The sequence below is a fragment of the Spirosoma koreense genome, assembly GCF_054777875.1.
This window is the reverse complement of the sequence record NZ_BAAHAC010000022.1, coordinates 1,115,455-1,136,855: the sequence shown is the minus strand read 5'-3', so window position 1 is coordinate 1,136,855 and position 21,401 is coordinate 1,115,455. Positions and strand designations below refer to the sequence as shown.

Genomic DNA, 21,401 nt, shown 5'->3' with positions numbered 1-21,401 from the left:
GGGAAAAGTAGTGAAGAATGAAGAGTGAAAAGTGAAGAATAACTTGTGTCAGTCTACTCTTCATTCTGCACTGCCTCTCATTCTACCCAAAGCACCAACCCTTTTAGATACCCCCCTTCCGGATGAAACAAACTGACCGGATGATCGGCGGGCTGGCTTAGGTGATGCAACACCCGCACCTGCCGCCCCGCTTCGATGGCAGCCGCCACGATGGTGTTATAAAACAACTCCCGGTCGACTACCTGAGAACACGAAAATGTGAATAAAATTCCGCCTTTGGCCACTCGACGAAACCCTTCGGCATTTAGACGCTTATAGCCCTGCACAGCCCGGTGACGCGCCGACAGGCTCTTGGCAAAAGCGGGCGGATCGAGTACCACCACGTCATACTGATGATCACCGTGCGACGGACCGTGTTCTTTAAGATAGTGCATAACCTCCTCAGCGTAGGCTTCGTGTTGGCCAGTTTCGCCAAAATTGGCGGCCACGTTCTGGTTCGTCAGGTCGATGGCTTTCTGCGACACGTCGACCGAGTGCACCAGCCGGGCGCCGGCTTTAAGCGCGTATACCGAAAAACCGCCGGAATAGCAGAAGGCGTTGAGCACATCTTTTCCCTGAGCGTATTGCGCGAGCAGTGCTCGATTATCGCGCTGGTCGAGGAAAAAACCCGTTTTTTGCCCCGTGATCCAGTCGACCAGGAAGGTGTTGCCATTCTCCAGAACTGGATGCGGCACCGGTGTCCGACCGAACAAATAGCCATTGGTCACTGTTGCGCCGTATTCGTCGGGCAGGGTATCGGCACTTTTATCATATACCGCCTTCAACTCTTCGCCGAACACCGCCCTCAGCGCTTCGGAAATCAGTTCGCGCTCGCGGTGCATGCCAATGGAGTGCGCCTGGAGTACGGCAACCCCATTATACATATCGACAATGAGGCCCGTACAGCCATCGCCTTCGCCATGAACCAGTCGGTAGCAATTGGTTTCGCCGGTTACGATTGCCTGGCGAATAGCCCGAATGTGCGTTAATTTTTGTGTCCAGTAAGGCAAATCAGGGGTAACCGGACCACCCGTCGTGGCTCCGAACGAAAAGATACGCACAGCAATACTCCCGTCATGGTAATGGCCGGTAGCCAGGTAGTTCTTTTTGCTGTCGAATACCTCCACGACATCGCCGTCGTTCAGATTGCCTTCGTAGCGACCGATGGCGCGGGAAAATACCCAGGGGTGAAAGCGCCGAACGGCTTCATCCCGACCCGCTTGCAGATATAATTTCGAAAATGTCATTCGCTTCAAAAAAGAGCACAAAAGTAGTGAAGAGTGACGAGTGAAAAGTGAAGAATAAAAGCAACACCATTATTCTTCATTTTTCACTCATCATACTTCACTACTTTTACGTTCTAATGCCGCAAACTTTTTTCTATTTATGCAACGACGCAGTTTTCTTAAACAAGCTGGCTTACTCACGGCTGGTACATTTGCGCTTAACCAAACGAGTTCTTTAGCCGCAAACTGGCTGGCTCCTACCAAAAAAATCAGTCCTTTCGGCGTTCAGCTTTTCAGCGTTCGCGACGTGCTGCCCAAAGATCCCAAAGGCGTCATGACTCAACTGGCGCAGATGGGCTACAAACAGTTCGAGAGCTTCAGCGGTCAGCAGGGCTTTCTGTGGGGTATGCAACCCAAAGAAATCAAGTCGTTTCTCGACGGGCTGGGCGTGAAGATGGTTAGCACCCATTTCAATTATAAAGCGCAGGCCGACAAGCCCGACGAGCTCAAGAAGAGCATTGAAATGGCACACGACGCGGGCTTGTCTTACCTGCTTTGCCCGTACATGGGACCGCAGAAAACCTGGGACGACTGGAAGAAAATTGCGGAGCAGTTCAACACGGTGGGCCAGGAAGTCAAAAAAGCTGGTCTGAAGTTCGGTTATCATAACCACGATTATTCGTTCCGGCCGCTCGATGGTAAGTTACCGCAGGAATTTTTGCTGGAGAATACCGACCCCAAAAACGTCATGTTCGAGCTGGACCTGTGCTGGATCGACGTAGCAGGCGTCGATACCGCAGCGCACCTGAAAAAATATGGCAAGCGGTATGAGCTTTGCCACATAAAAGACTATACCGTAAAAGACGGCAAGCCCGTTCAGAATGATATCGGCAAAGGAAATGTCGATTTCAAGAAGACCCTGCGGATCGCCATGGACAGCGGCATCAAATATTACCTGGTTGAGCAGGAAGAGTATCCTCAATCGTCACTGGCCAGCCTGAAAAACGACGCTGAGTACATGAAAACGCTGGAAGTCTGACCAGGATTTATGTGATTTAACTGACTGACTTTGATTTCAAACTTAAGCTTTCTACGAAAGCGGATTAATCAAAGTCAGTCAGTAAAATCATAAAAATCCTGCCGGGCCGCCGACGCGGTTCAGATTACTCTTCCCTGGCTGAAAATAACCGTTTCAGCCAGCTTTTCTTTTCGTCGGCTTCTGCCTTTTGTTCTTCCTCCGTGAGCTGGTAGCTAGCCAATGATCGCAGATCGGGCTGGCCTGCATCGACCCAACAGGTATACCAGAAATCGCCGACCATCTTAACCGACGCCCGCATCTGTCGCTCGACCTGCCCGCGCAGGCGTTCGTGATAGCGTTGAGAAAACTCTGCCGAATACACTTTGGTGGTAATCCCGTTGCGCTCCTCAAAACCAAATTTGCGTGCTTCGCCTATTTCCGTGGTTAACTGCCGCTCGAAACGCAACACCGAATCCAGACCCGCATTAGCCCGAAATACTGCCTGCCAGGCGGCTTTCTGCGGAGAATACACATAGTCGGCCTGCCCCGTCAGGAAATCATAATCCATACTGAACAATTCCGGTAAGCGCGATTCCCAGAACCCATGAATACCCTGCTGATTCGTCAGCTGACCGTTGTAATTACGGGTGGTATGCAGCGGCACGTTGGCATCCGCAATGTAGTGACCCAGGTCGGCGGCTACGCGCAAAATTCGGCGGACGTTACGCTGCCTGAACGCTTCCGTCAACTGGTATTTGGTCAGTTGAATTTGCCAGGGTACCAGGCCATGCAACGCCAGCGTATCGGCTCCGTACCGTTCGGATGCCTCCTTGTAGTACCGGGGCAAGGTCGCCACGGATGTGTCCGGATAGGCATCCAGATCGATGAAATGGCGGGGCGCTTCACCAACGACAGCGTACCGGCGCTTATCGGGATTGACGGCATTGTCGGTCAGAAAATTGATGTGTTTTTTAAAGAACGGCATCATGTCGGTGGGCAGGGTAAAAACGGCCAGTCGGTTGATCTTCTGGTGCGCAAAAAAGCCCCAGACAGGCCGTGACCCCGTCTGATGAATTGGATAATGTGGCCTGCCGCTTACTAAACTTCCGAAAAAAATAGAGCCAGAAAACAACAACCAAATAAAACCGTTGTACATTTGACAAAACATGGTACTTTAAAGGAAAAATATTTAACTATTCATTTAAACGACCGTGTGAATCAGAATAAAATTTCGAAAAAATAAAAAATAAGATAATCATGAATGCCAAATCGAAAGGTTATACACTCATCATTGTGCTGATGTGTGCGTTTGCTTTAACAATCTATGGTGCTTACTCCCCCGCGCGCAAAGCCCAGAAACAGCAGATTGTGTGCATAAAATTTAAAAAAGGGGTGGAAAATGGAGCTATTGAGCAGCATATGAATGGTTTTGCAGCGCTAAAGCACGAAATTCCACAGGTCGTCAATTACACCTCGGGCAAGACGATTTTGCCAAATCAGGCTGTTTCTGACTATGACGTTGTACACTACCTGACGTTTCAGAGTGAGGCCGACATCAGGACGTTCGAGAATAGCGCAGCCTACAAACAATTCGTAACTCAGAACCAGGGAATCTGGGAAAAATCGCTGATCGTTAACGCTGATATTCGGCAGTAATGCCTGGTCATTGATAGTCATTTAGTTGTCATTCGGTGGTTTTTAATCGCAAGTTCCAGACTGGCAATCAACGACTATTTAATGTCAATGAATGCCAGCTAAATGACTATCAATGACTACTCTATCAAGAATTTCGGCTGGAACTATTGGTTGTTCCAACCGAAATTCTTATTTTTGCGCCCTCATATCGCGACAACGATCTCATTTATATACCAATGGCAAACCATAAGTCATCCAAAAAAGCAATCCGGTCGAGTGCCAAGAAGCGGCTTCAGAACCGTTATCAGCATGTTACGACCCGGAACATGGTCAAAAAACTCCGTACCACAACCGACCACGCTATGGCTGTCGAACTGTTCAAAACCGTTTCGTCGGCGCTGGACAAACTGGCAAAGCGTAACATCATTCACAAAAACAAAGCAGCCAACAACAAATCGAAACTGGCTCGTCTGGTGAATGGTCTGAAACCTGCGGCTGCCTAGTAGCCGTGCTGTTGTAGCCGTCGATCTTCATTTCAGGAACCTTACCTTTTTTGTAGGTAAGGTTTTTTTGTGCATTTTGTCAACGAAAATCCACTCGTAACTTACTTGCACCGATGGCTTACCAGAATCCCGGAACCATTCAAAGCTGGGCCGAAGAAGATCGACCGCGTGAAAAATTAATGCTCAAAGGCAAAGCTGCCTTATCGGAAGCCGAGCTGATTGCGATTCTGATCAACTCCGGCACGGTAGATCTGACGGCGGTAGACGTTGCCAAAATCATTCTGAAGAGCGTCGGTAACAACCTCAACGATCTGGCGAAGCTGAGCATCAAGGACCTGTCGAAATTCCGGGGGATTGGCGAAGCGAAAGCCATCAGCATCGTGGCCGCTCTGGAACTGGGGCGTCGGCGCAAGGAACAGGACCGACCACAAAGGGCGCGGGTTACCTGCTCCCGCGATGCTTACAACGAGATGATTCCGCATCTGATGGATAAGCCGCACGAGGAATTCTGGATTTTGCTGATGAACCGCGCCAACGAAATACTGCGGCCGGTACAAATCAGTACTGGAGGCATAGCCGGCACCGTAGCCGATCCGAAAATCATTTTCAAGCAGGCCATCGAGCATCTGGCCTCGTCGATGATTCTGTTCCACAACCATCCGTCGGGCAATCTGATGCCCTCGCAGGCCGACAAAGATCTAACCCGTAAATTAAAAGATGCCGGACGAATTCTGGATATCCCGGTCCTCGACCACCTGATTTTCACCGACAAAGCGTATTACAGTTTTGCCGACGAAGGTATTTTCTGATCTACGGTTGTTCAACGGCACTTACCAAGAATTTTAATTCGGTTCTAATCTGTACCGAGCCGCAATTAACTACCTTGACTATCAGACAACAAAACCACAGAAACGGCTACCCTGTAGTACCGACCGGAGACGGTCGGGCGAAATGGCCTTCTACAGCTGACCGGTACTGCTCACAGGCGTAAGCCACGCATCAGTTCGGGCCGGCTCAGCGTACGCACCTGACCAGGTACCATCCCTTCAGCAGTAAGTTCTTCGATGGCCCAGCGGACGAGCCGAAGCGTGGGAAAGCCCACCACGGCCGTCATCTTACGGACCTGCCGGTTTTTTCCTTCATGCAGCGAAATCGATAGCCACGATGTTGGGATGTTGGCCCGGTGTCGGATGGGGGGGGTGCGCTCGGGAAGCGTAGGTTCGGCAAGAATTTGAGCACTGGCCGTGAGCGACTGATACGGCTTCCCATCTACTGAAATGGTAACCCCCGTTGACAGGCGATGACAGGCTTCGATGGTCAGGGCGCCTTCTACCTGCACATAGTACGTGCGATTATGACGAAACTTCGGATTCAGCAGACGGTGGTTCAGTTGTTTGTCGTTGGTGAGTAGTAACAGGCCTTCGCTGTCGGCATCGAGCCGCCCAACCGGGTAAACGTCTTTAGGAAAGTCATAATCCAGATCGGCCAGCGTAAGCTTCTCTCCTTCCGGAGAAAACTGCGAGAGCGTGAGGTAGGGTTTGTAAATAAGGAAGTAGTCTGAACCGGAATGCATTTGATCAAACTGATTTTCTGATTTTTAAAGGAACGCAAAGTTCACAGGGTTTACAAAGCAACAGCCCGCTCTATGGTTCAGAAAAGATTAAATTGCTTTTGCTATAAAATCATGGTCAGTCAATAAAATCACATCAATCCAGGTTCAGATATAGTCAACCATACCGGACAATGGTCGGCGTGTACGGCGTCGGGCAGCATCCGGCAATCCACGATCTGGTTGCGGAGGGTATCGGTTACCGACGCATAATCGATACGCCACCCTTTATTATTGCTTCGTGCGCCCGCCCGGTAACTCCACCAGCTATACGCTACGTCGGCGGGGTGCGTATAGCGGAACGCATCGATCATGCCTGCGCCAAACCACTGGTCCATCCAGGCTCGCTCTTCGGGCAGGAAACCCGTCGTATTTTTGTTTCGCACCGGATCATGGATATCGATGGCCGTATGAGCAATGTTATAGTCGCCCACCACAATGAGCTTCGGCCGCGTCTGACGCAACGTATCTATATATTGCTGGAAATCCCGCAGAAATTCCATCTTGACGCCCTGCCGTACCTCACCGGTCGTGCCCGATGGGAAGTAGCAGTTCAGCAACGTCAGGTCGTCGAAATCCGTGCGAAGGATGCGGCCTTCGCAGTCATAAACGGGTAACCCGCAGCCCAGCACTACATTCGTCGGAGCCAGTTTCGAGAAGGTTGCGACACCGGAATAGCCTTTCTTTTCGGCCGCATGCCAGTGGTATTGATAACCTAGCTGCTCGAAGATTGACAAATCGACAACGTCGGCAGTAGCTTTCACCTCCTGAAAGCAAAGAATATCGAAGTTCTGCCCGGAAAGCCAGTCGACCAGCCCATTGCGGATAGCCGCCCGGATTCCATTGATGTTATAGGAAATAAGTTGCATGAAGGGAATGATTCTACTCTTCGCAGGATTTCAGCCAATATGGTTTAACGAAAAGCAGGCTTCTTTTGGCTTTATCCGGCGAAGTTATTCTATACTCTTTTAGCCAATTGAAAACTCGCCAGAACCGCTCATCGACCGACATAGAATTCCACTCATCACAACTAGCAGCAATACGCTGGGTGATCAGAAATCCCATTCGGTCGATGGCGGTAACGGTTGATCAAGATCACTCATAAATTTCCTGGCACCAGTTCATCTTCTTTAGTCTGGACCCGTTTCTTATCGGTGAAGAGTAGCACGAAGACAACTAATACAATAGCTGCGATACCCGCTGGGACAAGCCAGAATGAAGTCCAGTCAACGCTGTTTCCAGTCTTAAACATATCTTTTACAATACCGGAAAGATAAGAACCGATGCCCATACCAATGCCATAGGTTGCCAGGGAAATAAGCCCCTGCGCTGATGATTTGATTTTTTCTCCGGCTTTGTTATCGGTATAAATCTGGCCCGTCACGAAGAAAAAATCATAACAAACCCCATGCAGTATGATAGCCAGAAAAAGCATCCATTCGCCTGAACCTCCATCGCCATAGCCGAAACATATAAACCGCACAATCCAGGCTACCAGCCCCACAATAAGCATTTTTTTGACACCTAACCGTGTATAAGCTAATGGGATCAGGAGCATAAAAATCACTTCCGATGCCTGCCCCAGCGACATTTTATTTTCTACGTTCTTCATCCCTCCGTCGGTCAGCGAGGGATTAGCCATGGCGTAATAAAACGACAGCGGAATACAGATCAGCACCGACGACAGGAAGAAAATAGCGAACGATCGGTCTTTGAATAATTTGAACGCATCCAGTCCCAGAATCTGTGAAACAGACGTGGATGTTGTAGCCTTAGGTGGCGTGTCGGGCAGAAAGAACGAGAAAATACCCAGTATAACCGCCGAGTACATTGACAGCTGGAAAATCGTCACTTTATCGCCGAAGCCGTAATAACCGACAATGTTTGTTACAACGATCCAGGAAACAGTACCTAAAACCCGAATACCTGGAAATTCTTTTTCAGGACTGGTCATCTGTTGCATCGCAATCGATGAGGTTAACGCAAGCGTTGGGGCGAACGTCAGACAGTAAACCAGAAGTACCCAAAAAAACTGGTCGGCATCATTAACCTGAATAAGGTAATATAAAACGGCCGCACCTAACAGATTTAGAATACCTAGCACCTTCTGAGCGGCAAAATACCGGTCGGCAATCATCCCTACAAAGAAGGGGGCTACAAGCATTGCAATCGAAAAAGTAGAGAAAGCTGCTCCCTGCTGTACACCGGTAGCATGGAGTTGTGTTTCAAGATATTTTGTTACTTGACCGTACCAGGCGCCCCACACGAAAAACTGGAGGAACATCATGACGGAAAGTTTAATGCGGGTTGTCGACTGCATTGTAGAAGTTCTCATTAAGGTTTCAACTTATGAAGGTAGAAAATGCCCGTCAGCCCTGCAAGCCACTCGTGGCGAAAGTTACCCATCAGGCAGCCAGACAGAAATCAATGTTCGAAAGTGGCAACCTATAGGGAGTAGTTTCCGGGTCGAATTCAGTATCTTTGGTATAGTTTCTGACTAAACTTTCATGAAAAAACAACTGATTACCCTTGTTGCTCTGGCAGCAATTCCGGCTTTATCCTTCGCGCAGACAGCCGATGAAATTATTGATAAAAACATTACAGCACTAGGTGGCGCTGACAAAATTGCGGCTGTTAAAACGCTGGAATACGAGCAAACCATGTCCATTCAGGGTATGGATCTGACCTCTAAAAGTACGTTTGTGGTTGGTAAATCGATGCGGAGCGATATTTCTGTAATGGGCCAGCAGATAACAAACGTCATCGATAACGACAAGGGCTGGATGATCAATCCGATGATGGGGGGCAACACCCCGCAGGATATGCCTGCAGAGGCCCTGAAGTCGATAAAAAGCGCCACTGAACCCCCTATGCTTCAATTAGCCTATGCCAAATCGGACAAGATTCCTTACGAACTCGTAGGTAAAGAGAAATTCGATGGCAAGGATGTGTTTACGATTAAAACAACTCGTCCTGAAGGCGCTTTTAATTACTATGTAGATGCCACGAACTTCCAGCTGCTGGGATTTAAAGGAACAGTCAGTATGGGCGGCCAGCAGGGAGAGACAACGGCTAAATTCTCTGATTACAAGACAGTTGATGGGCTTAGCGTTCCTTATTCAAGCGAAATAACAGCACCTGGCGCGCCGGGCGCGATTACAGCCAAAATAACGAAATTTACGGTAAACGGTAATGTCGATCCAGCCATTTTTGCCAAACCGAAATAAGGTGCCTTTATGCAACAGAAAATGAGACGTTCAAACGAGCGTCTCATTTTTATTTACCAAATATTCGGCGGTAAATTTTCATCTTTACCACAGCAAATACCGATATTCGGGCTTCATACAACCTAAATTTCATGAAACAGTCCTCTATACTAAAAATTACCGCTTCAACACTGGCACTCTTTTTCGGTGCCGTTGCTGTACAGGCCCAGTCCAATACGCCCGCGTCACTGTCGGGTTTTGTTCCGGCCCGGCAAGCGGCTCAGGTCAAACTTGAAACCGAGTTCAAAAGCCATCAGTCGCCAGCCTCGTTTAAAAACCACCTCGTCAAACTGAGCAGTGTTCCACACATTACCGGTTCGAAGGAGAATGAACAGGTGCGCGATTACATTGCCGAAACCATGCGCAAAGCGGGCTGGCAGGTAGACATTTACCCGCACGATGTGTTGCTGCCCAAAGGCCCCGGTGAGATAGCCGTCGAACTGGTCGAACCCATCCAGCAACCGCTGAACATCCGGGAATTTCTGTTCAAAGAAGACAAGTACAGCAGCGATCCGCGCCTGACACCGGGCTATAATGCCTGGTCGGGTTCGGGCGACGTAACCGCCGAGGTCGTCTACGCCAACTACGGTCGCAAGGAAGATTTCGAGCAACTGAAAGCCATGGGCATTTCGGTGAAAGACAAGATCGTGCTGGCGCGCTACGGCGGTAATTTCCGCGGGTACAAAGCGCAGTGGGCGCAGGCGGCCGGGGCCATCGGGGTTATCATTTTCACTGACCCGGCCGATAGCGGCTACATGCGTGGGCTGACCTTTCCGGAAGGACCGTATTACAGCGAGAGCGTGATTCAGCGCGGATCGTTGCTGACGACACCCTACACCGGCGATCCGCTGACGCCCGGCGAAGCGGCTCTGCCAATGGACGCCAAAAATACGCCGAAGCGGCTCGATCAGAATGCGGTGGGCCTGCATAAAATCCCGGTTACGCCCCTTCCCTACGGTTCGGCGACTGAAGTACTGAAACGCATGACCGGCGCCAGAGCCGTTCCGGCGGGCTGGCAGGGTGGCTTGCCTTACACTTACCGGCTTGAAGGTGGTAAAGACCTGAAAGTGCGGCTGATGGTTAAACAGGAGAAAACTATCCAGCGCATTTATCAGGTCGTGGGTACGCTGACGGGTGCAGAATTCCCGGATGAATGGATCATTGCCGGTTGTCATTACGATGCCTGGTCCTACGGCGCTACCGACCCCAATTCGGGCACGGCTATGCTGCTCAGCATGACCGAGTCGCTGGGGAAACTGGCAAAAGCAGGCCAGCGTCCGCGCCGAACCATTAAAGTCTGCCATTGGGATGCCGAAGAACCTGGTGTGATCGGTTCGGCCGAATGGAGCGAGCAATTCCGCGATGAGCTTACCCAAAAAGCGGTGGCCTACATGAATTACGACGCGGCTGTATCGGGCCGGACGTTCGGGGCCAGCGCGTCGCCCTCGATGAAAAAGCTGATTATCGAAGCGACGCAATCGGTGCAATACCCCGATTCGAACAAAACGGTCTATCAGCACTGGATGGGTCATAAAGCGGCTGGCAACCCCACACGCGTGACGGGCTCGTCGGCTCCGGCGGTGATGGCGGGCGAACCGACGATTGGCAACCTGGGCGGTGGTTCGGACCATATTGCGCCGTACATGCACATCGGGATTCCGTCGCTGAGCGCGGGGATGGAAGGGCCAACGCTGTATCACTCGCAGTACGACGACCTGTATTTCTACGACAAGTTCGCCGATCCGACCTATAAAATGGGGCCGATGATGGAGCAAGTGGTCGGCACGATGACGCTCCGGCTCGCCAACGCCGATCTGGTCCCCTACGATGTGGCCCGCTACCCGACCGATCTGGCCATTCACCTCCAGGCCGCCGAAAAAGCCATTCAGGCGTATGCCCCAACATACTCCATTTCGCCCCTACTCAACGTAGTGGCCGACCTGAAAAAGAATGCGGATGCCTGCGAAATAGCCCGGCAAACCTACCTGAAGTCGGGGCGTACGGATAAGCTGGCGGAGCTGAACAAAGAATTGCGCTTGCTGGAGCGGTCGTTTATCGATCCCAAAGGCAATGCCTTCGGCGCGTGGTATCGCTCGCTCTATGCTTCCTCAGATCCCAACAGCGGCTACGCGTCGTGGATGCTGCCCGCGCTACTCTACGAAGCCTCCCTGAAATCCACCGCAAACCTGCCTGACGTAGAAGCCCGGTACAAAAAAGCGATACAGACCCTGAGCGATAAATTATTAGCTCTTTCGCAGGGTATGAGCGGTCCGTCGGCAGTCGGTAGTGGTAAGTAATGACATGGTATCACGGCCGGGCCGTGATACCTTTGTCTTTTTGCCGTCTTTCATGTCGTTTATACAGACCGACCATTTTACGCTGCGGGGCTACGAGTGCGATGCCTTCGGCCGATTAAGCCTGCCCACGCTTATGAACTGGATGCAGGAATCCGCCAACCGCAATGCCATCGATTACGGCATCGGCATTGCGGATCTCGAACGTCAGGGGTTTGGCTGGATGCTTATGCGGTTCCAGGTACGGATGCACCAGTACCCGCGCTACGGGCAAACCATCCGGGTGGTCACCTACCCTACCGAAGTCGAGAAATATTTTATTCATCGTGACTTCCGGGTTTTCAGCGATAGTGGGACCCTGCTGGCGGATGCTTCCAGCGTCTGGCTGGTGTTTAGTACCGCAAAACGGACCATGGTGCCCCTGCCTGCGTTTATCAAAACCCTTCACCCACCGGCGGTCGATAATCCGCTACCGAAACTGATCATCAAGCCCGACTTCCAGACACGGCCCTTTTCGCCGACGAATCAGAAAAATGTAGAAGTGGGCTGGCTAAGCATCGACCAGAATCAGCATGTCAATAATGTGGCCTATGTGCAGTGGCTGCTCGAAGCGGTCGATAAAGAAACTTTACAGACTGGCGAATTAGCCGAAATTGATTTAGTTTACCGGACCGAAAGCCACTGGGGCGATTCGCTGCTGGTGCAGTCCACGGATGAATCTCCGGCGACACGGGTTCATCGAATCGTGCAGCAGGAGTCGGGGAAAGATGTGCTGCTCGCGCGCAGCCGGTGGCGGACCAACGAGCGTTCAGGAACGATCTAATTACGGTTCCGGCACAAATCAATACAAACTCAAAAAACGATCCCTATGATCACTTCATCACCTACCCAAACCCTCGACGCCGTGCTGGGCGGGCTGATGCGCCGGTACAGCGAACGCGTTCCCGACGTGCAGAAGGTTATCGACGCTATGATTACCGAAGGCATCATTGCGGACCCGACGGAGATCGAGAACGACCACATTGCCTTCCGGACAATGGGAGTACCCAACCTGGGCATAGCCTCGTTCGAGAAGATTTTCCGGCATTACGGCTACGAAAAACGGGACGAGTATAATTTCACCGGTAAGAAGCTGACGGCCTACTGGTATAGCCCACCGGAACCCCATTTTCCGCGTATCTTCGCCAGCGAACTGCGCGTGCATGAGCTGTCCGACACGGCGCAGCAGCTCATTCATCGTTATACCGACACCGTAACCAGCGACCCGGTCGATGCCCTGGACCTGGACGACGCCGACGCGGTCGACCGGTTTCTGCACCAGCCGCTCTGGACTACCCCGACGCTGGCCGGCTACCAGACCCTGCTGAACGAAAGCGAATATGCGGCCTGGGTCATTTACAACCGCTATTACCTGAACCATTTTACCATCAGCGTACACAACCTGAAAGCGGGCTACAACACCATCGAGGAGTTCGTCCAGTTTCTGGAACGCCACGGTTTCCGGCTCAACTCGGCGGGGGGCACGATCAAAGTTAGTCCGGATGGCGATCTGCGGCAGGCGTCGACGGTCGCGCAGATGATCGATGCCGAGTTTGCCGGGGGAGAGCATTTCCGCATTGCCGGTTCGTATGTCGAGTTTGCCGAACGCCGGGTTCTGCCTCCGTTCCGACATTTGCCCGCCGATCAGATCACCCGCCAGCACCGACGCGAAGGATTTGAAACCGGCAATGCCGACAAGATTTTTGAAAGCACCTTCACCACCCAGACGGGTAGATAATATCCGGTTCATTGTTTGTGGTTCGTAGTTGTCACGGGTCGATATTCGCCAGTAACGATCTACAGACGAAAGACTTAACCCTAACCTTCATGAAGACGACCTCTACACTTCTTCTCGCCGGGCTGCTGCTCTCGGGATTGACAACCCTGGCTCAGAAAACAGCACCTGTTGGGCTAGGCCTCTATAGTTTCCGGAATCAGTTCGCGAAAGACGTACCCGGAACGATGGCCAAGGTCAGGCAGATGGGCTTTCGGGAAGTCGAGATAGCCGGAACGTACGGGCTGAGCGCGGCCGATTTCCGGAAAGTACTGGATCAGAACGGCCTTAAAGCCATAAGCGTCGGAGCGAGCTTTGAAGATCTGGACAATAACGTGCCGAAGGTCCTGACCGAAGCCCGGACGCTGGGTGCCAAATACGTGGCCTGTTTCTGGATTCCACACGGTGGAGATGCTTTTACGATCTACGATGCCGACCGCGCCGTGGATATTCTCAATACAGCGGGTAAGTTATTGGCCGACAACGGTATAACACTCTGTTATCACACCCACGGCTATGAATTTCAGACCTACAAAGACGGTACGTTTTTCGATTACCTAGCCGAAAACCTCGACCCCAAGTACGTGAATTTCGAAATGGATATTTTTTGGGTAAAAGCGCCAGGATACGATCCAGTGGCCATTTTGCAGAAATATCCGAAGCGCTTTCCGCTGATGCACCTCAAAGACCGCAAGCCCGGCACCCCCGACTCGAACACCGGCCACTCCGACGTCGAATCGAATGTTGTGCTCGGCCAGGGTGACGTAGGTGTCGCTGCGGTGATGAAGCAGGCCAGAAAGTCGGGCGTAAAGCACTATTTCATCGAAGACGAATCCTCCCGCTCGGTAGAGCAGATGCCCGCCAGCCTGACATTTTTGGAAGGCTTGAAGTAGTACCGACCGTCCCGGTCGGGTGAGACAGTCTTCCACATCAACCGAGATAGTCAGTCGGTACTACGTAAAGTTAGCTATACACTCGGCCAAGCGTTCGATGTCTTCCGATTCGTGAAAGGCACTGATCACAATGCGGGTGTTGGCCCGGTCAGCAGCTGTCGGATAGGCGAATGAATAGACCACAATGCCTTTTTCGAATAGGTACGGATAAAGTGCATCCTGTTCGGTGAAGAAAACCGGATAGCCCTTCGCATGCCGGAAAAGCCCAGTAGGAAGCAGTAGTTCTTCGGCTAGTTTCAGGTTCCGGCAAAGCCGCTTATAGCCCTCCGCGTAGAGGCCATCGGCCTGCAAATAAGCCTGCAAACAGGCGGGTGCCATCGGCGAACAAGCCCCGAAAAACGCCGTCCGACGCAACGCCGTCAATGTATCGGCATTGCCCAGCACGACGCCCCCCGGCAAACCCATCGCTTTCGCCAGCGATGCCGTAACCAGCGTCGTTACGTTCGCCTTCGTCGGAAGCTGCGGCCAGATGCCTCGTCCACCATTCAATACGCCGATGCCATGCGAATCATCCACGATGAGCAGAATCGGTACATGATCCGGCAATGTGCTGACCCAGTCGAAAGCATAATACTCCGAACGGACTGCGTCGATCGAATTCACCAGAATAGCGATTGGCCCTGCACTGGTTTGGGCAGCTTCGAGACGGTAAATCTCATCGGCCACCTGCGCGGACCAGTCGGCAAACGACAGGTTAGGCAGTGACACGGTGGGCTGATGCCACAAAGCCGGGTGCGCGTTTGTGCCGTAGATAAACGTAGCGTTCTGTCCTCGGAGCCAGTTGACGATCAGTTGACCCGCCATCATGCCCGACGAGAGCGTCAGCGCTGCCGGCGCACCGACCGAGGCCGCCAATCTGGCTTCCGCTTCTTCATAAACCCCCAGCCGGAGATTTCCGATGCGGGAACTGCCAAAAACGGTGCCATACCGGCTCGTAGCTTCGCTCATCAGCGCCTGAAACCCCGGCGACTGTGCCAGCCCCAGGTATGCGGTACCGCTAAAAAAAAGATACTCCTGACCGTTGTACGCTATGGTTCGATTCGGAAGATGGTCAGTTGCCAGAAATTCACTCATGTAGTTTACTCCGAACTCGGGAGTTCGGGCTTATATGGATTCGCTTTGAAGTAACCGGACGCCGGTGCCGTTTTCGGCCGCAAATATAACCTTACCGTGTTCGAATGTAACCCCGGTGGCAGGGTCGTTAGCGATGAGCAAGGCACCGTCCAGATCCGCATAATCGAGCAGAGGCAGCAACTGCGCAATCGCCGAAATACCGACACTGGATTCGGTCATGCAGCCGACCATAACGAGCAGGCCCAGCTCACGAGCGCGGGCAATCATGCGCCGGGCGGGAGTGAGACCCCCGCATTTGGTAAGTTTGATGTTGACGCCGTGGAAATAGCCCGCACACCGATCGACGTCCGATTCGACAATGCAGCTTTCATCGGCAATGATGGGCAAGGCCGACTGTTCGAAAACGATTTTCGCACCGTTCCAGTCGTCGGCGGGTAAGGGTTGCTCGATGAATTCAACGCCCAGATCGGCCAGTAAACTCGCTTTAGCGATGGCATCGGTCGCCGTCCAGCCGCAGTTGGCGTCGACCCGAAATACGGCGTCGGTATGACGGCGCAGTGTTTTAATCAGATCAATATCTTCTTCGGGGCGACCCAGCTTGATTTTATAAAGTGGCCAGGGGCGTTCCTGCATTTTCGCCACCATCCGGTCGGGCGTGTCCAGGCCAATGGTATAATCGGTCAGCGGGCAGTTCGTCGGGTCGAGGTTCCAGAGTTTGTAAAGCGGTTGTCCCTGCTTCTTGGCCCACAAATCCCAGGCAGCCTGATCCAGCGCACACAGGGCAAAGGGATTCTGCGCCAGATGCGGCTGCATGACTTCCCAAAAGGTCTCAGGATCAGCCAGGTCATAGCTTTCGATACGTGTCCGAACGGTTTCGAGCGCGGCAACCATACCATCGATGGTAATGCCGTAATAGCGGGTAGCCGTTGCTTCGCCGTAACCCCGGTACGCGCCGTCGCGCAGCTCGACAATCAGCGTCGGCTGCACATCGCGACTATCGTGGGCAATAGTGAAGGTATGGGTCAGGCGAAGGTCGATGCGGTGAACGAACAGCTGCATGGGTCAGTACTTTCCGCAAAGATAGCAGTCCGTTTATCAACCTTATAACTTAATCAGCCCAAGCCGTAAGGCTTCGAGGACCATACCGGTGCGGCTTTTTACATTCAGTTTCTGAAAAAGGGTTTCCCGGTAGCCATCCACCGTGCGGGGCGAAACACACATTTTGTCGGCTATTTCGACATACGTCAGGTCGCTGGCTGCGAGTTTAAGGAAGGTCGTTTCGCGCTCATTCAAGTGCGGAACCGCTACGTTGCTGTACGAGTCACCGGGCTTCAGATTTCGGATCAGCTTGTTGGTCAGAAAATCCGAATAGTGGTATCCTTTTTTACTGACATCATCCAGCGCCAGCCGCAGTTCCGACGGTCGGCAACCTTTGAGCAGATAGCCCCGTACGCCAAGCCGGACCATACGAGCGACTTTCTCTTCTTCGTCGAACATGGAGAGCGCAATTATTTTCACTTCCGGATGGTGTTGCTGCAGGTACTGGGCCGTTTCAAAGCCGTCCATTTCGGGCATCTGTGAATCCAGCAGCAGAATATCGGGGACCTGTTTTCGTTTCAGATAGCGGATCAGATCGACCCCGTTTTCGGCTACGAACAGCACATCATACCCATCATACTTCTGGATTAATTCGGAAAGTGCCTGCGCAATCAGGCTATGATCGTCGACGATCGCAATGGTTGTGGACATTATCAAAAGAGGAGGCTTAGGGTTACAACCTGAAAGTTAGGCCGTTAACTATCCTTTTCCAATATGACCAGCGAAGTATTTTCAATGAATTTTTCTTTGACGATTCGGCTATTGACTCAATTGACGGGGAAGTTCAATTTCTATGCGAGTACCGCTTCCGGGCTGCGTGTCGATGGTGCACGTTCCTCCCAGCAGCTTAGCCCGCTGAAACAGGTTATTTACACCCGATCCACCTTTTTCGAGCGGGCGGTTCGTAGCCTCGGTTAAGTCGAAGCCCCGGCCATCGTCGGCAATCAGGAGAGTAAACGCTTCAGATGCATAAGTGGTTGTAACCGTAAGGGTGTGCGCCCGGGCGTGTTTGAGAGCATTGTTCAGGGACTCCTGCGCCATCCGGAACAATATGATTTCGGCTTCATCGCTCAGGCTATACGGTTGCCCCACCAGGTTAAGTTGAGTCTGGTAGCGCCCCGTCTGCCCAATCCGTTCTAGTTCAAGAGCCAGGCTTTCGCGCAGGCCAAATCGCCGAACGGTGCTACTGTCGAGCGTTTTTGCCAGTTGCCGAACTGCCTGAATTGTATTTTCGATCGTCTGGATCATCCGGTGCACAGCCCCCTGATGGGATGACTCCGTCAAATCTTCCTCCAGCCCATTGAGTTGAAGCATGGCAACGGAAAGCATTTGACCGATGTTATCGTGCAATTCCCGTCCAAGATACTCAAGCGTTTGGTTTTGTGTTTCGAGTTGAGATTGGAGGAGAGTACGTTGGAAAGTTTCCTGAAGACTTTTCATATCCCGTAAATGATCTTCGACCCTTCGACGATATCGTAGTATAGCAATACCAATTACACCGCTGAGGAGTATCATCAGTACCGTACTTGCGACAACGGCTAAGTATATTTCCGCATCCGTTCGGAGCATAAAAATGCTATAGAAAATAATATATAAAGGCAATAATTCAAATTTTTTATAATTAATTGATGAAGCTCAACAGCCATATCAGATTTACGAATATTAATATATGAGTAAACGAAGTTGAAGAAAAAAATACCAGTATGAAAAAGCAACAATCCAAGACAAATCCAAAAGACAGGCTGCTTACTGATCGAGATGTTTGGATTCGGTTCAATAAAAAATAGTGTTAATATACTGAGCATTATCAACAATCCACCTTCTAAGTTAAACGATAGTCCAGGATGCTGATTCAAGGGAGTAACTTTCCACGAAATAAAAAAACTAGCCAGCACATACGTAGGCACTGAGAATATTATTAACCGTTTAATCCATAACTGACAGTTGACTTTAACAAAATAAATGGCTAGAAAACAGTATTCTATAGGAAGATATATATGGTAAACAATGTTATAATTGTCTTTTACATCATAAATGTGATATAGTACATTCACAATTATTTCTGTTAATATAGAAATGGATAGTAGCCATGGAAATATACTTATTGATTCATCACTCTTTCTACAGTAAATACTTAGCAACCAGGTGCTTAATAACAAAATTAGGTATATAATCTGCCCATTGCTCATAAATAAACTTAAGCCGAAAGGCTTACCTTCCGGCTATTATTGTAGTTAAATAATCATATTTTTATTCTCTTGTTCAAAGCTTCCCCAACAGGGTCTTCCACTAATTCATGAATACCGCTCAAATAATCTCTTAACGTATTTGGCCCACCTACTTCTTCGGCTAATACACCTTCTGGGAATGATTTTAAGTCAGGATCTATAATTGTTTTAAATTCATCTGGAAGCCCTAAATCTCTTTCATTACTATCAATCCCTACTAAAACTAATGATTGCTTATCTTTATGATTCTTACAAAAATAAAATCTTATGCCTTCACAGTCAGGTTGTGATAGCAACAGTAATAATGTCTCCTTCCCATAAAATACAGAGATATTAGCATCTAATAATGAATCTATTTCATTAGTAATATCTGTATCACTACTCTTTTCGCCCAAACTGGCCACTAAAGTTTTATAACGGCTTATAATGGGCTGTAAATAACCATCTGTCATTGCTCTTGCAGCCTGTAATGTAATCGGCTCTCCAGTAGTTGTGACAGAGCCTTCTAAATTTAAAGTTATTTGCTTATTCACAAACTTAGAACCATCATAATCTAAGCCATCTGCTTTGAATATCTTCGCCATGTCTTGAATATTTGTTATAGTGAAACATTTATTTATTGGCAGGAAAACTAAGTAGAATATCCTGAATTAAAAATGAACTGAATTCACCTCAACTCCATAACAGCTTATCAGACAACATTTTACATTAAAATTCAACAATATTTCTTGTATAAAATACCGTATTTTTCCCGTATCCCTCCCCCGCAAAATCTCACTCCGATCTGGCCTTTTTACAGCCTGCTTTTGGGTCTATCTCCCCTACCCGCCAACCTCTTTTCGATGCAACTTTGTCTTGCTTTTCTATTCATACCGCACCCTTACCTACTAAAGGATTCAGTTCCGCCGGACATATGTCCGGCGGTCTGTTTTTAAGTAAGTCCTGAGTAGTTACGCTTAATTACGTATATATATAAAGTCTTAATTTTCAGTAATTTATAAAATATTTACAGAAAAATTAAATCCAGAAAGCACCATAGCTGCGTAAGTCTTCATGTTGTCGACAACCACACTAGTATCTAATGGAAAGTTTCACTCATTACCAAAAGACAACATTATGAAGTCGCTTAAAATCACGTTTGCTATTGTCTCGTTACTGGCGCTTGGCCAGGCTTCGTTTGCGCAGGAAAAAACAGTTACGGTCGGCGGTGCACCGATGTATCCGTCGAAGAATATTATTGAAAATGCAGTCAACTCGAAAGATCATACCACGCTGGTAGCGGCCGTCAAAGCGGCTGGTTTGGTCGAAACCCTGTCGGGACCGGGTCCTTTCACGGTGTTTGCTCCAACGAACAAAGCGTTTGACAAACTGCCGAAAGGCACGGTTGAAACTCTGGTGAAACCCGAAAACAAGGAAATGCTGACGGGTATTCTCACCTACCATGTCGTGCCGGGTAAGATGAGTGCCGCCGATCTGATGAAAGCCATTGCGGATGGTGGTGGAAAAGCCACACTGAAAACAGCATCGGGTGGTACGCTGACGGCCATGCAGAAAGGCAAAAAAATTGAATTGATGGATGCTAAAGGAGGCACGGCGACAGTGACGATTCCCGATGTGAATCAGTCCAACGGCGTAATCCACGTAATCGATACGGTACTGATGCCCCAATGATCCGATTCTATCCAGAAAGAAAAATCCCCGCGCTTACCACGGGGATTTTTTGTTGTCAGTTCCTTCAACCCACCAGGGCTTTTCTGTACGCGCTTGGGGTCTGACCGGTTACGGCCCGAAAGGTTTTATTGAAATGAGATAGATTATTGAAGCCAACGGCAAAACTCACGTCGGCAATGGTTCGGGCAGAATGCAGCATCCGCCGGGCCTGGTTGACGCGGTATTCGTTCACAAAGTCGGTATAGGTCTGGCGGGTCATGCGCTTGAAATAGCGGCAGAATGCCGGAACCGTCAGGCTGGCCAGATCGGCAATGGCCTGGATATTTACCGGCTCCGCATAGTGCTGCTCTACGTACTGGCAAATCCGGTTGATGCGTTCCTGCTCCTTCGGATTCAGTTCAAACCGAACTTCATCGGTATGGAGCGGTCGGGCATCGGGTGCGTCGGCCAATTGCTGGAGTACCCGCAGCAAGGTCAGAAACCGCTCGAAGGGCGTTTGGCGGGTCATCTGCCCGAGCCATTTGCCTACCTGCTGTTTGGTTTCGGCGCCAAAAGCTAGTCCGGTATGTGCCCGTTCAAACAAGCGTCGGACAAGGGCCAACTCAGGCTTTTGCAGGAACGATTCGCCCATAAAATCTCCGCGCATCTGCACGACAATTTCCTCGTAGTCGCCCTGCCTGCCGTAGCTATAATTCAGGTGCGGCAGGTTCGGACCGATGAACACCAACTCACCCGCTTCGTAGCGGGATACGTTTGCGCCAATCCGTCGCTGCCCGTCGCCCACGGGTATGTAAACGATCTCATACTCAGGATGGTAATGCCAGTATACTCCGCAGGTATCAACTTCGGTATGGTGAATAACCCGAAACGAACTTCCGGCTTCGGGTTCAATTTTTTCGAACTGTAATTTCATGGTTGATCGGGCAGGCGAGAGATTGCGAAAACAGAAACGGAGAGCGTTTTTAGTCACGTCA

Annotated in this window: 21 protein-coding genes; 10 read left to right on the top strand and 11 right to left on the bottom strand. The window is 50.4% G+C overall.

The genetic code is table 11. The annotated features are described in order from the left end of the window. Positions 1–77 precede the first annotated feature (77 nt). Positions 78–1,286: a class I SAM-dependent rRNA methyltransferase gene (locus ACYVC2_RS18030; RefSeq protein ID WP_461104223.1), complete on the bottom strand. Its 1,209-nt coding sequence runs from the start codon at positions 1,284–1,286 to the stop codon at positions 78–80. Between the two features lie 139 nt (positions 1,287–1,425). Between ACYVC2_RS18030 and ACYVC2_RS18025 the strand changes: the two genes are divergently transcribed. Then, entirely contained in the window at positions 1,426–2,304 is an 879-nt protein-coding gene (locus ACYVC2_RS18025) for a sugar phosphate isomerase/epimerase family protein (protein WP_461104221.1), read from the top strand. 124 nt (positions 2,305–2,428) lie between these two features. Here the strand turns inward: ACYVC2_RS18025 and ACYVC2_RS18020 are convergent, their stop codons facing one another. Beyond that, positions 2,429–3,451 (bottom strand): zinc dependent phospholipase C family protein, encoded by a 1,023-nt coding sequence (locus ACYVC2_RS18020; RefSeq protein WP_461104219.1) that lies wholly within the window; start codon positions 3,449–3,451, stop codon positions 2,429–2,431. 89 nt (positions 3,452–3,540) lie between these two features. Here ACYVC2_RS18020 and ACYVC2_RS18015 point away from each other — a divergent pair, with 89 nt between their 5' ends. From ACYVC2_RS18015 to radC, 3 genes are all read left to right on the top strand, one after another. After that, positions 3,541–3,939 carry a Dabb family protein gene (locus ACYVC2_RS18015; protein WP_461104217.1) on the top strand — a complete coding sequence of 133 codons (399 nt, stop codon included), beginning with the start codon at positions 3,541–3,543 and terminating at the stop codon, positions 3,937–3,939. 215 nt (positions 3,940–4,154) lie between these two features. Further along, a complete protein-coding gene (gene rpsT, locus ACYVC2_RS18010) occupies positions 4,155–4,421 on the top strand; it encodes a 30S ribosomal protein S20 (RefSeq protein WP_461104215.1) in 267 nt (88 codons plus the stop codon). 113 nt (positions 4,422–4,534) lie between these two features. Then, positions 4,535–5,230: a RadC family protein gene (radC, locus tag ACYVC2_RS18005; RefSeq protein WP_461104213.1), complete on the top strand. Its 696-nt coding sequence runs from the start codon at positions 4,535–4,537 to the stop codon at positions 5,228–5,230. Between the two features lie 170 nt (positions 5,231–5,400). Here the strand turns inward: radC and ACYVC2_RS18000 are convergent, their stop codons facing one another. From ACYVC2_RS18000 to ACYVC2_RS17990, 3 genes are all read right to left on the bottom strand, one after another. Beyond that, positions 5,401–5,994 (bottom strand): pseudouridine synthase, encoded by a 594-nt coding sequence (locus ACYVC2_RS18000; protein WP_461104211.1) that lies wholly within the window; start codon positions 5,992–5,994, stop codon positions 5,401–5,403. A 128-nt stretch (positions 5,995–6,122) separates the two neighbouring features. Beyond that, on the bottom strand, positions 6,123–6,899 hold the full coding sequence (locus ACYVC2_RS17995; RefSeq protein WP_461104209.1) for an exodeoxyribonuclease III: 777 nt from the start codon (positions 6,897–6,899) through the stop codon (positions 6,123–6,125). 230 nt (positions 6,900–7,129) lie between these two features. Further along, positions 7,130–8,350 carry a nucleoside permease gene (locus ACYVC2_RS17990; protein WP_461107182.1) on the bottom strand — a complete coding sequence of 407 codons (1,221 nt, stop codon included), beginning with the start codon at positions 8,348–8,350 and terminating at the stop codon, positions 7,130–7,132. Positions 8,351–8,537: 187 nt separating this feature from the next. Between ACYVC2_RS17990 and ACYVC2_RS17985 the strand changes: the two genes are divergently transcribed. The 5 genes from ACYVC2_RS17985 to ACYVC2_RS17965 all read left to right on the top strand — a co-directional run bounded on the left by ACYVC2_RS17985 (position 8,538) and on the right by ACYVC2_RS17965 (position 14,296). Then, positions 8,538–9,257: a LolA family protein gene (locus tag ACYVC2_RS17985; RefSeq protein ID WP_461104207.1), complete on the top strand. Its 720-nt coding sequence runs from the start codon at positions 8,538–8,540 to the stop codon at positions 9,255–9,257. Positions 9,258–9,388: 131 nt separating this feature from the next. Continuing rightward, positions 9,389–11,593 (top strand): M28 family peptidase, encoded by a 2,205-nt coding sequence (locus ACYVC2_RS17980; protein WP_461104205.1) that lies wholly within the window; start codon positions 9,389–9,391, stop codon positions 11,591–11,593. A gap of 52 nt (positions 11,594–11,645) precedes the next feature. Next, the gene (locus ACYVC2_RS17975) at positions 11,646–12,413 is read left to right on the top strand and encodes an acyl-[acyl-carrier-protein] thioesterase (RefSeq protein ID WP_461104203.1); all 768 of its coding nucleotides are present in this window, start codon (positions 11,646–11,648) and stop codon (positions 12,411–12,413) included. A 45-nt stretch (positions 12,414–12,458) separates the two neighbouring features. Next, positions 12,459–13,367, top strand: coding sequence for a 2-oxoadipate dioxygenase/decarboxylase family protein (locus ACYVC2_RS17970; protein ID WP_461104201.1), 909 nt, complete (start codon positions 12,459–12,461; stop codon positions 13,365–13,367). Between the two features lie 89 nt (positions 13,368–13,456). Next, on the top strand, positions 13,457–14,296 hold the full coding sequence (locus ACYVC2_RS17965; protein ID WP_461104199.1) for a sugar phosphate isomerase/epimerase family protein: 840 nt from the start codon (positions 13,457–13,459) through the stop codon (positions 14,294–14,296). 60 nt (positions 14,297–14,356) lie between these two features. Here the strand turns inward: ACYVC2_RS17965 and ACYVC2_RS17960 are convergent, their stop codons facing one another. The 5 genes from ACYVC2_RS17960 to ACYVC2_RS17940 all read right to left on the bottom strand — a co-directional run bounded on the left by ACYVC2_RS17960 (position 14,357) and on the right by ACYVC2_RS17940 (position 19,340). Then, a complete protein-coding gene (locus ACYVC2_RS17960; protein WP_461104197.1) occupies positions 14,357–15,430 on the bottom strand; it encodes an aminotransferase class I/II-fold pyridoxal phosphate-dependent enzyme in 1,074 nt (357 codons plus the stop codon). A gap of 30 nt (positions 15,431–15,460) precedes the next feature. After that, a complete protein-coding gene (locus tag ACYVC2_RS17955; RefSeq protein ID WP_461104195.1) occupies positions 15,461–16,489 on the bottom strand; it encodes a dipeptide epimerase in 1,029 nt (342 codons plus the stop codon). A 42-nt stretch (positions 16,490–16,531) separates the two neighbouring features. Next, positions 16,532–17,179 carry a response regulator gene (locus ACYVC2_RS17950; protein WP_461104193.1) on the bottom strand — a complete coding sequence of 216 codons (648 nt, stop codon included), beginning with the start codon at positions 17,177–17,179 and terminating at the stop codon, positions 16,532–16,534. A gap of 108 nt (positions 17,180–17,287) precedes the next feature. After that, a complete protein-coding gene (locus ACYVC2_RS17945; protein ID WP_461104191.1) occupies positions 17,288–17,968 on the bottom strand; it encodes a sensor histidine kinase in 681 nt (226 codons plus the stop codon). Positions 17,969–18,770: 802 nt separating this feature from the next. Next, positions 18,771–19,340, bottom strand: a complete 570-nt coding sequence (locus ACYVC2_RS17940) for a hypothetical protein (protein WP_461104189.1) — start codon at positions 19,338–19,340, stop codon at positions 18,771–18,773. A gap of 532 nt (positions 19,341–19,872) precedes the next feature. On the opposite strand from ACYVC2_RS17940, the gene ACYVC2_RS17935 reads away from it, so the two are divergent. Further along, on the top strand, positions 19,873–20,427 hold the full coding sequence (locus tag ACYVC2_RS17935) for a fasciclin domain-containing protein (protein ID WP_461104187.1): 555 nt from the start codon (positions 19,873–19,875) through the stop codon (positions 20,425–20,427). 64 nt (positions 20,428–20,491) lie between these two features. Here ACYVC2_RS17935 and ACYVC2_RS17930 read toward each other — a convergent pair whose 3' ends face one another. After that, entirely contained in the window at positions 20,492–21,340 is an 849-nt protein-coding gene (locus ACYVC2_RS17930) for a helix-turn-helix domain-containing protein (protein ID WP_461104185.1), read from the bottom strand. Positions 21,341–21,401 lie beyond the last annotated feature (61 nt).